Origin of the sequence: Candidatus Dedyshia acidiphila (genome assembly GCF_051025295.1) — a bacterium.
Lineage (GTDB): Bacteria > Acidobacteriota > Terriglobia > Terriglobales > Acidobacteriaceae > KBS-83.
Window position 1 is genome coordinate 54,352 of sequence record NZ_JBMGJV010000025.1, and the last position, 10,108, is coordinate 64,459.

Annotated in this window: 13 protein-coding genes; 1 reads left to right on the forward strand and 12 read right to left on the reverse strand. The window is 59.9% G+C overall.

Annotated features, from left to right (window positions below):
- Window positions 1-9: 9 nt before the first annotated feature.
- From AC5IJH_RS11705 to AC5IJH_RS11760, 12 genes are all read right to left on the reverse strand, one after another.
- Window positions 10-1,215 carry a phage major capsid protein gene (locus tag AC5IJH_RS11705; RefSeq protein WP_491903001.1) on the reverse strand — a complete coding sequence of 402 codons (1,206 nt, stop codon included), beginning with the start codon at window positions 1,213-1,215 and terminating at the stop codon, window positions 10-12.
- Window positions 1,216-1,348: 133 nt separating this feature from the next.
- Window positions 1,349-2,059 carry an HK97 family phage prohead protease gene (locus AC5IJH_RS11710; protein ID WP_491903002.1) on the reverse strand — a complete coding sequence of 237 codons (711 nt, stop codon included), beginning with the start codon at window positions 2,057-2,059 and terminating at the stop codon, window positions 1,349-1,351.
- On the reverse strand, window positions 2,043-3,776 hold the full coding sequence (locus tag AC5IJH_RS11715) for a phage portal protein (protein ID WP_491903003.1): 1,734 nt from the start codon (window positions 3,774-3,776) through the stop codon (window positions 2,043-2,045). Before AC5IJH_RS11715 ends, AC5IJH_RS11710 begins: the two co-directional genes overlap by 17 nt.
- Window positions 3,752-5,461 carry a terminase large subunit gene (locus tag AC5IJH_RS11720; RefSeq protein ID WP_491903004.1) on the reverse strand — a complete coding sequence of 570 codons (1,710 nt, stop codon included), beginning with the start codon at window positions 5,459-5,461 and terminating at the stop codon, window positions 3,752-3,754. The genes AC5IJH_RS11715 and AC5IJH_RS11720 overlap by 25 nt, the downstream gene beginning before the upstream one ends.
- A complete protein-coding gene (locus AC5IJH_RS11725) occupies window positions 5,430-5,933 on the reverse strand; it encodes a phage terminase small subunit P27 family (RefSeq protein WP_491903005.1) in 504 nt (167 codons plus the stop codon). Before AC5IJH_RS11725 ends, AC5IJH_RS11720 begins: the two co-directional genes overlap by 32 nt.
- The gene (locus AC5IJH_RS11730; RefSeq protein ID WP_491903006.1) at window positions 5,900-6,232 is read right to left on the reverse strand and encodes a hypothetical protein; all 333 of its coding nucleotides are present in this window, start codon (window positions 6,230-6,232) and stop codon (window positions 5,900-5,902) included. The genes AC5IJH_RS11725 and AC5IJH_RS11730 overlap by 34 nt, the downstream gene beginning before the upstream one ends.
- Window positions 6,229-6,411, reverse strand: a complete 183-nt coding sequence (locus AC5IJH_RS11735) for a hypothetical protein (protein ID WP_491903007.1) — start codon at window positions 6,409-6,411, stop codon at window positions 6,229-6,231. Before AC5IJH_RS11735 ends, AC5IJH_RS11730 begins: the two co-directional genes overlap by 4 nt.
- 209 nt (window positions 6,412-6,620) lie before the next feature.
- The gene (locus AC5IJH_RS11740) at window positions 6,621-6,971 is read right to left on the reverse strand and encodes a hypothetical protein (RefSeq protein WP_491903008.1); all 351 of its coding nucleotides are present in this window, start codon (window positions 6,969-6,971) and stop codon (window positions 6,621-6,623) included.
- 230 nt (window positions 6,972-7,201) lie between these two features.
- Window positions 7,202-7,552 (reverse strand): HNH endonuclease signature motif containing protein, encoded by a 351-nt coding sequence (locus AC5IJH_RS11745; RefSeq protein ID WP_491903009.1) that lies wholly within the window; start codon window positions 7,550-7,552, stop codon window positions 7,202-7,204.
- A gap of 142 nt (window positions 7,553-7,694) precedes the next feature.
- Complete coding sequence (locus tag AC5IJH_RS11750) at window positions 7,695-8,171, reverse strand: sigma-70 RNA polymerase sigma factor region 4 domain-containing protein (protein WP_491903010.1); 477 nt, start codon at window positions 8,169-8,171, stop codon at window positions 7,695-7,697.
- A gap of 188 nt (window positions 8,172-8,359) precedes the next feature.
- Window positions 8,360-8,584, reverse strand: a complete 225-nt coding sequence (locus tag AC5IJH_RS11755; protein WP_491903011.1) for a hypothetical protein — start codon at window positions 8,582-8,584, stop codon at window positions 8,360-8,362.
- A gap of 133 nt (window positions 8,585-8,717) precedes the next feature.
- Window positions 8,718-8,864 (reverse strand): hypothetical protein, encoded by a 147-nt coding sequence (locus AC5IJH_RS11760; protein WP_491903012.1) that lies wholly within the window; start codon window positions 8,862-8,864, stop codon window positions 8,718-8,720.
- Window positions 8,865-9,773: 909 nt separating this feature from the next.
- Between AC5IJH_RS11760 and AC5IJH_RS11765 the strand changes: the two genes are divergently transcribed.
- Window positions 9,774-10,016: a hypothetical protein gene (locus AC5IJH_RS11765; RefSeq protein WP_491903013.1), complete on the forward strand. Its 243-nt coding sequence runs from the start codon at window positions 9,774-9,776 to the stop codon at window positions 10,014-10,016.
- Window positions 10,017-10,108 lie beyond the last annotated feature (92 nt).

Sequence of the window (10,108 nt, forward strand, 5' to 3'; positions counted from 1 at the left end):
CGGTTTTGCTTAGGTTGCGGACTGAACCAGGTTGACGAGCGGGTGGGTGCCCGCATCGAGGCTCACGCCACCGGCACGGATCACGCCCATCAGGCCGACTTCCAGGTTGGCCATGTAGAGCTCGCTGAAGCGGACAATCTGGAGATCGCCGTCCGTGCGGAGCAGATAGGCCCGCGCGAAGTCACCGAACTGGATCGCGCCGGTCACGCTCGCACCCAGGGCCGGAAGGCTCTGATTGAGAACGATGTCCGCACCGAAGATCGAGGAGAACGGCTTGCCGTCCACACCCGATGCCTGGAGCAGCGGACGACCGAAGCTATCCACTTCACCCATCAGCGTCGCGCGAGTCGCGGATGACATCGCGAACTTCGCGTTCGGCAGGTAGGCCGGTTCGAGCTGGCCGTACAGGTTGGCCAGGTCGGTGTACTTCGGACCGGCTGCCGGTGCGGTGATGGCAGAGGCATGGGCCGCTGCGATCAGCGACGCGACATTTGCACCGTTGCCGTTCGTGACGTAGTTCTCCATCCCACGACCGAAGCGCTCGCCGAATGCGTCACGTAGCCACGCTTCAAGGTTGAAGCTTGAGTCGTTCAGCTCGGCGAGCGTCACCTTGACGATCTTGGTGGTGATGATGTCGGTGCTGACGATCACGGAGCTGAAAGCCGGGTCAGCGTTTGCTGGAACGGTGGTGTTCTCGCCGATCGTGACGAGCGCGTTCGCGGAATCGTTCATCAGCGCGAGCTTCATCGGGGCCCCGTTGTTCGCAGTCTTGCGCTGCGCGACCATCTGCGCGATCGGGCCGTACAGCTTCTGGGCCATGATGAGCTGCGGGTAGAACTCCTGCGCGATGACCGCACCAGCAGTGCCGGTGGTCAGGTCACGACGCTCAGCCAGGAACGAGCGGTGCTCGGCATCGACAGAGCCAGTCGCCATCCACTGACGGGTCGCTTCGGCGATGCGCGATTTGCGCTGCTCGGGCGATACGTCACCAGCCTCCGGCTGCGGACGGTGAGTCGGAGGGACGTTGCGGGCTTCGGCCTCGGCCTGAGCTGCACGCTCCTCACGGGTGATGAGCTGATCGACGACATCCGACTCAGCGATCATGCGGGTGGCCGCGTCACGCTGTTCGGCGGAGACGGTCTCGGACTGCATGATCGTGCCTGCATCATGCAGCAGCTTGTTGCGCTTCTCGCGCAGTTCGTTCAACAGGGGCATGGTGTTTCCTTTTCCTTTGTGGGGTTGTTGCGGGGACAGTCACCACGCCGGGTGGGGACTTCGTAGCGGCACGAAGGCGCGAGCCATCGAAGGCATCCGGCGAGCGGACACGTCGTCGTGCGATCTTGGGGGGTTAGCTGTAGATTCCGCGCTGAGCTAGTGCGAGCCGAATCTCCAGCTTGTGTCGATCCGAGTCACAGATCGAGCGCTCTGCCTGCGAGCCTTCGCAGTGCGGGTCAGTGCAGTCTGAATCGGAGCATTCTGCACAGTCGCCGTCCTGGCACTGCTCGCAATCACATGCGCAGAGCAGGTCACGCTTATCGTTCGTGCGTGCCTCAGGCTTGCCGTCTGGAAACAGCGAGCGGAGCTGAGCGTCTGTGTCGGTATAGGCGGGCAGGCTGACGATCGAACCTTCGAACACGGTCACATCGAGGAGCGTTCTGACGAGCGAGCCGTTGACCTCAGCCCAGTTGTCTTCGTTCGTGAAAAAGCCGAAGGAGCACTTGCCGATGTCGCCTCTTGCCATCGAGACCTTGAGATCACGTGCGTAGCTTGTGTCGGGCAGCTCGACGGTGAATGCCAAGCCAACCTCGTCCTCGGTAACCGAGAGCGTATCTGCCGATGTCCTGCCGATGATCTTCGAGCTGTCGTGATCGACGAATGCGCAGACATCGGGGCTCTGCTTCAGTGAACGTGCGAAGGCTCCAGGAGCGATCTGTTCGCGGAAGCCACCGAGGTCTTCGGACAGTGAGTTGAACTTCGCGAAGTATCCGGTCACCTTGTTCTGATCGACAGTGATCGTCTGCGGTAGGGCTCGGAACTCGCGCTTATTCTGTTTCGCCATCATCGGAACCTTTCAGCGCGAGATGAGCGCCCGCATCGCGGAATACGTTGATCGAGAGTGACCTGACGGCCTTGCGCAGCTCAGAGGCGGAGGTCTCATCAGCTTTCTCGGCGGTCCATCCTGCTGAGCGCTTGTGGACCGTCTTCAGGTGGTCGGTGACGAGGTCATCGAGCGATGTGTGCCAGGCAGGATCGAGGCCGAATCGGAGGCTCGCTTGCCGTCCTGCTTCGTCTGCAATCGACCTCAGAAGAGGCCGAAACACCTGCGAAATGAGCCCGAAATCCTTATGTTCGCGGGCAGAAACGCGTCCGACCGCATCGCGGTAGCAATGCAAGTAGGTTGAGGTCAGCGAGCTGATGAGATCGCGCTCCTGCTGTGTCGGTGGCGTATTGTCGGTAGGCGCGGGCAGTGCGGCGACAGGCTGCTGTGTGATCGGCTCTGTCTCGGCCTGCTTCAGGAGCTGCTCTGCGTTGCCCATGTTGGTCGGATAGAGGTACACATCCCCGACCGGACCGATGCTGTTTTCGCCCATCTCGGTCCGAATGTCATTGATCGAGTACCAGCCCCACTGACGACCGAGAGCGTAGCCCTGAGCTTGCGACTGGAAATCTCCACGCAGACGCTCACGGACATCGAAGCTCACGACGTAACGGCCAGCGTTGCGACCCACAGTAGGCAGCAGCTTGCGAATGATCTCTTGCTCGAAGCGCACCAGGTACGGGCGGAGCGAGTCCGTGACGAAGCTCAGCTCAGCCTGCTCGTGGTTCCCACGGCCCTGGGTCGTGGTGTCGCCGATCTTGTAGGGAGGCAGGCGGAAGAGTGCGGCCATCTCCGTGCGCTGATATTTCCGCGTGGCGAGGAACTGGCTTTCTTCGGGGCTGAGGCTGATCTGGGTGTACTTCCAATCGCCTGGAAGCAATGCGGTGCGGCCTTGGTTCTCGCCACCCTGCGTGCTTTCCCAGGACTGGATCGACGCAGCGACGGTCTCCTCATCCATTCCCTCGGGGGCGGTCAGAACTCCACCGGCGCGGGAGCCGTTGCCGAAGAATCGCGCACCGTACTTTGTAGCAGCCTTGGAGAGCCCGATCGACTGCATCGCCATACGAACTGGCGAGATGCCCTTGAGTCCATCGAAAGAGAACAGCGGCACGTGGAGCACGTTCTGAGCGGGGATTACGCGTGTCTGCCCGTCCTTCATCCCGTCGGACGTGCGATACGCGATCTGGCCATCCGGCTTGCGGAAGGGCTCAGTCTTGTTCGGGTGGATTGGGTAGAGCGCTACAGCCTGTCCAGCAGCATTGCGGACAATCTCTGCGTAGCAGTTGCCAGTGAGCGCGAGTGATCCTGTGAGGGCCTCGAAGAATGTGAAGGCGGTCATCTCCGGATTCGGTGCACAGGACAGCAGGTAGTAGAGCGGATGATCGAATGCTTCCTGCTTGCCCTTGTCGAGAAGCTCGTACATCTTCATCGGGAGCGACGCGATCGACTCGCTGATGACACGCACGCACGCGTATACATCTAGGTGTTCGAGTGCGGACTGATCGGTGATCACCTCTCCCGCTGCACTCTTTTGGCCGACGCCGATCCACGCGAGGATCGCCTTTACGGTATCGCCGGAGCCTGCCATGGAGTCAGCGCTGCTACGCTTCTCGATCGGCGCGTTGTTGAACAGTGTGAGCAGACGGACATCCTTTAGATCACGCGTGGTTTGAACCACTTGGTTTTGAGCGGCACGACGATGGCTCGTGACATCGCTGTGATCGTGGCGGACATGCCGTCGATCTTTTCGGTTGATTCAGCCTTGTCGGGCTTGATGTTGCCGTTTGAGTCCGAGGTCGCGACGATGTTCGAGGCGTTCCAGCGGAGCACCGGCTGATCACCATGCGCGATCTGCTGAGAGAGCACCAGCTCGTATAGCCGCTTCATGGGCGCGTTGAGACTCTGAGAACCCTGACGCACCGGGACCACTGTCAGGCCATCCTGATCCTGAAGCTTCTGTGCTAACTCGTCAGCATGCCACGGGTCGAAACAGACCTCACGGAGGTCGTACAGCTTGGACAGCTCGACGATCTTGCTGCGAATCGCGTCGCGGTCGATGACGTTCCCGTCAGTCTTCACGATGTGCCCGTCGCGCACCCACTTGTCGTAAGGCACGTTGTCCTGGTTCACGCGATCTCTGATCGAGTCACCCGGCAGCCAGAAGTACGGTAGAAGACGCCAGAGCTTGTCGTCCCCGTAAGGCGGAAAGACGAGCACGAGCGCGGTGAGATCATCGCTGCTGGACAGGTCGAGGCCAGCGAAGCAGGGTCGCTTCTTGAGAGCGTCCGGATCGACGGGCTCGGTGCACGCGTCCCACTTGGCGATGGGCATCCAGGCCGTATGCCTCTCGGTCCAGATGTTGCATCTGTAGCGCAGGAACTCGTTGTACTCGGAGGGAATCATCCGAGCTTGCTTTGCTTGATCGCGGAGCGTTTGCAGCTCTACCGAAACACCGAGGTTCGGGTTGGCCTTGATCCAGAGCGACTCATCGAACGGGTCATCCTTCTCAGGGTCAAGCGCCGCGATCCAGCTCAGGAAGCTGTCATCCTCGATAACGCCGTCGAGGACCTGCTTTGCGTATGTGTGCTGTTCGTAGCAGAGGCTGTGCCGATCAGAACCTGCCGTCGTGCCCGAGATCATCAGTGACCCGGGCTTCTTGCCTAGGGCCGTCTTGCACTTTGCCCATACGTCACGGCTGCGGTTACGGACCCAGGCATGAATCTCATCCGCGAGGATGAGGGATGGCCGGAGTCCGTCGAGCGACTTCGCATCCGACGACAGGGGCTGCATTTTGCAGGCCAGCTCGGTCGAGTGCAGGTTGTTCGTGTACGCGCTGAGTATGTTCAGCGCTGGCGACACGTGCGCCATCTGCACGGCGGTATCGAATATGATCTTGGCCTGTTCTCGCTTCATGGCGACGCTGAACACTTCCGCGCCACGAACTCCCTCACCGACCAGGATGTACAGGCCGATCGCTGAGAGCAGGTATGACTTCGCGTTTCCTCGCGCGACCTCCAGGTAAACGCTCCTGAAGCGACGCTGACCCTCTGTCGTACGCCACCCGAACAGGACCCAGAAGAGCGCCTGCATCCAGGGGCTCAGGATGAACGGATCGCCAGCCCTGACAGGGCCGTTATCCGCCGGGTGCTTGACCACTCGGTGGCAGAACTGGATCGAGCGCATTGCTTGAGCGCGATCGAAAACGAGCCCGCGTGTGTGGCCTGTTCTCAGGTCGTCCACATGACGCTGGAGTGTCTTGTGGACATACTCCGCTGCGAGCTGCTCACCTGACAGGACGCGCTGGATGTAGTCCTCTGCGACCGTTACCCGGTCACTGCACGTAGGCGTCGTCGCCGTTGTCATCGAGGAGGGCATCGAGTTCGGACCTCTCGCTCTTTGGTGCGACGCTCAGGCGTGAACGTGAGCTGGGATCGAAGCCGAACAGCGCGGCGGCCTTTAACATCGCTGCCTGTGATTCGCGTGCGACTGTTGTCGCCGGGTGCCGACGCACCCGAGAACCGATCACCTCCCCCGCCTTCGACACGATGGGCTCGTTTACGGTTTGGCCTTCACGCTCGACGATCTCCTCTGCGGAGCGCCAACGGGCATAGGACTGGCAATATGCGGCCAGACTCGCGGTATCTACGCTGCGGAGCATGTCGAGAGCGGTTAGCTCACCGACGATGCGACGCCACTCTTGCTTTGCTACTTTGCTCAGCCACGCCGGGCACTTTGGAGCCCCCGAGAATGCAGGCTCGTGCTCGTTGAGCTTACGCTTCCCAGGGTTGCCGGTGAGCTGCTTCAGGGCTGAGGGCTTTGGTTTGCGACCGCGCATACTGGCTCCTCGATCCGCTCGATGTTCTCGGCCCGCTCAAGGTCAGCGACGATTGCGATTGCTCCGTGATCATGCTGGATCAGGTCGAGCAGCTTGCTTAGCACGGTGCCCCAGAGTTTGCCTTTGAGTGCGGCACGAGCAGCGTGGGAGCTTATCGTCTCCCCGGGCTGGCCGTTGAGCAGCACGTTCGCGAAGACATCGAAGGCGACGAGGACACGACGAGGGTAGTTGTCGTGCGCGGCCTGGAGTCGATACAGGGCGATCTGTGCGGGTGTGAGCGGTGTGATCGGGGGAGTCATGATTGCTTATGCGTGAAGATCGCCAGACCGCCGCCGATGAGGAGCTGAGCCATGTCTGCATGCTTCGCCACGACAAGCGAGGCCCCGATCAGGAGGATGGCGATCGACCAGACTTGAGTGCTCACGTTGTTCAGGGCCGCGATCAGAGCGGAGAGGACTGTGAGGAGTTTGTCGGTCATCGGATCACTCCGCAGGCTCGGAGAAAGAACCGAACCACGAGGGCCGCTAGTTGATTGGCGAGCTTAAGCATGGTTTTTGTTTTCGGATCGAAAGTTCGAAAATCGCGATTGCGAAAGTTTGACCGGGGCGTGGTCTATGGCATCTTGTTGAAAACAAACGCGACCCCCCTACCCGGGTGGGTCAGGGGTGGGTTGCCACGCATTGTGGCCTAACGCAGACCTCTCTTGCGGGCAGCGGTCTCGACGTTTTGGGCAACTGCGTTTGTTCGGAAGAAGCGCTCGACCTGCTCGGTCTGCTTGGGTGTGATACCTGTGTCCAAACCCGGGTGGTCACTGACCTCGGGAGCGAACACGATCCCTTCGAAGTCGAGGACGATGCCGTGAGCCCGGAGTGCGGCAGCTACCTCTTCGGCTTCGTCACGTCGCATCATGAGGTCGAGTGTGAGGGTCGCGATCTCATCTCGCTCTAGCTTCATCTCGAATCGCGCACAGCGCTGAGGAATCAAGCCCTTGCTCGCCAACTCTTCGCTCAGTGGACTGTGCTCGATGCTTATCTTCATCTCTGGCTCCTGCTCCTGCGGACGGCTAAGGTGTGATCTTTGGTTCGGGACCTGCGAAGGCTGCTGCGATCTCCGCGTCCACGTCACGGACAAGAGTCACGTGCTTGTCGGTTCGCGTCGTCGCGCGAAGGATGCGGTTGTACGGCAGTTCAGGTAGGAGGAGCAGCCGACGTACATCGTTCATACTCAGGGCCTGCGAGCGGATCAGCTCAGCGTATTCTGCCTGCTTGTCATCTGTTCTGTCTCGCGGTCTTCTCTGTGTGGCACGGTCGGCAGAGCGACTGTAAGTTGCTCGCATCCAGCCTGAGAGGATCGTTCAGGCCTTTGAACGGGATGATGTGATCCACATCTACTGCCGCCGTCACGCGCTTCGCGCTGAGACATGCACGGCACAATGGTTCGCGTCTGATGTGGGCTGCTCGTAGTCGTTGCCAGATTGCGTCGTAGCCACGCTGCGTTGAGCTGCCTCGCCATAGCTCTCGTTGCTGTTTGTGCTCTGCGGTGTGCTTTGCGCAGCGACCTGTGTCCGAAAGCTCAGGGCAGCCTTGTGCTGCGCAGGGGCGTTTGGCTCGTGTTGGCATCTTGATGTGTCCCGCACTTTGCGCGACCCGCAGGCTGCGGCAGGTGTGCGGGCGAACCTAAGCGTCACGCCAGCGAGCGGGGTCTGGCCTCAGCTCTGGCCGTCTCGGCCCTTCATATGGAGATCGATTATGAGGGGCCTTCTCAACGACGAATCGTAGATCGTCTGATCTTTTTCATGCGCGAAGAGATTGTGGATGCCGGAACACCGACCAGGATTGCGATCTCTGAGACGGTGTATCCACGATGGATTAGATCGACGACCTGCTCCCCGAGGACCTGGACAGCGATCCGTCTCACGCGTGCTGCGTACATCGAGTTGTGTCGCTCGCGCTTCTCGGCTTCAGGCAGTGTGTCTGTTGCCGTGTGCATGGGTGATCGCGTCGCGTCGATCGCTCTCCCCTTGGCCATGGATACGACCAGGCCCGCGATCTTGTCTTCGAGCTGGGACAGGTTCGCCCAGATCGCCACTGTGACCTGTTGCGCGATGTCATCTACATCCACGGTGCGATCCACGCTCAGCGCGACTCGACGTGCCGTTGCGGTGACCTCCAGGAGCAGCGGGTCAAGCTGCTCCGGGTCTGTGCGGTATGAGGCGAGGAGCATGTCGAGTTTATGCATGCTCGGGTTCCATGAGGACGATGTACCGAGCATAGGAGCGGCGCGGCTCCCAGGATTCGACGATCAAGTACGCTTGTGGGTCCTGACGGTCGATGTATCTCTCCATGAGGGCGGGAGTAATACTGAGGGACTCTGCTCGCTCAAGGCTGTTTGCTATTGCGGCGCGGGTGCGTGTGCGGTCGATCGCGTTAGGCATGGCTACGCACCTCGTACCGGGAGGCGTACGCGTCCACGGCCTGCTCCAGGTCGCCGGGGCGGTATATCGAACCGTCGAGGATGATTCGCATGACCACAAGCTCACGCACTATGGCGTCGAATGGAGCTGCGATTGGTCCGCCGATGCCAATGACTGGGTGAGCTGCCGAGAGCGCGTGTGCTGCCGCGACGCGCGTGGTTATCTGTTGTGTGTCCATGTCCTGTCTCCTCGGGGCGTTGGCCCTCACTAGGGATCAGGAAGTCTGTTTTCTGGGCGGGCGCTGCGCCGATCTTGTCACTCTGGACGAAGAGGTCGAGATCCTTCGCTGAATCTCACCACAGGTGACCAAGTCAATCCGTGCTGTCGGTGGACTCTTCCGCTTCATCGCGTTCTGGCGTGATGAGGTAGACCGGGGCTCCAGGTAGACGGGCTGGAACGAACAGATGGCCGAAGCCAAAGCCGTCCAGGAACCCACGAAAGAAGATCGCCAAGCGCATCGGCAACGACGATACGCTGGTCGGGATGGGAGGGCAATCGAGCAGTACAAAAGGAGACCCCGGCTCTCATGTGGACAAGCCGGGGAAGGAGAAAGACAGGAATCGGGAGGAGATGGCAGGCCCCACCCGACATAGAGGTAATACTCAGTGGGTTTCGGGGTCCCTGATTATCAGGATCAGAGAAAATTCTGCCCGAATTATTTCGCCAACTGGTTCACGTACAGGTATTCACCTAAGCATCTATATGGCGTCGAAATGGCAAGGTCTTAAAGTGAATCTGGAGAGGTGCCGCACTCCGCTGTTACGTTGATACTGCTGGTCGGAGCTGAGGGGCGATTATTAGGACCAGAATGAACGAGAACGGCCTTCTATCGAACCCGTACTTATGGTTCCGGGCAGTTGCCTTGCCACCAGTGTAGGTATTCAGTGTAGGTTCAGTGTAGGTTCCGGATGTGGGCTAAGTCTCTGCTGCCATTAGGGTTACGACCAGAACGAGGACTAGTAGTGTAGGTAGAAGATCGTTTCGCGCAAACCCTCTGTACAGAGCGTATATATGTATTCTTCTTCTTCTTACTTAAGAAAAATACCTACACTACCTACACTACCTACACCAGCCCTCTGCTATCAGTCACTTACAAGCATCTCTAACCTACACCGAACCTACATCAACCTACACCGCTACCTGACCCACTCTCACTAGGACCCCGTCGAGCCCTCTACCTGTGGTTCCGGACAGTCACTGTGCCATGTCTTTCTCCTCTCGTGGGTTATCCACATTTTCCACACCGAAGTGAACCCAGTGTGAGGACTACGCAGACCAGGGTGTGGCCTCGCATTTCTCGCACGCGATAAACGAGGCCCGACGAGCGCTGAGGGTATTCCCCTCCAGCGCTTACGAAGGAGACACACATGCCGACCCACACACCGACACAACGCCTGATCCTGATCGCCCTTACCGCCGCCGCTCGTCCGCTCGACACCACTGAGATTGCCATCTCGATCGAGTCCACACCCCGCACCGTGAGCGACCGCTGCTCGGTCCTTTGCCGCGATGGCGAACTTATTCGGATCAAGCATGGAGCCCGCACCCTGTACGCATTGCCGACCGCCATCGCGAGCACCACCCCAACCGGGGCAGATCAGCAGCAGTAGGAGTGGGACATGGGCAACGATAAGTATCCAGGCAGCGACGCTGCCGCAGTTCGCGAGGCACTCGCCTCGATTCGTAGAGGCAAGGTCACGGT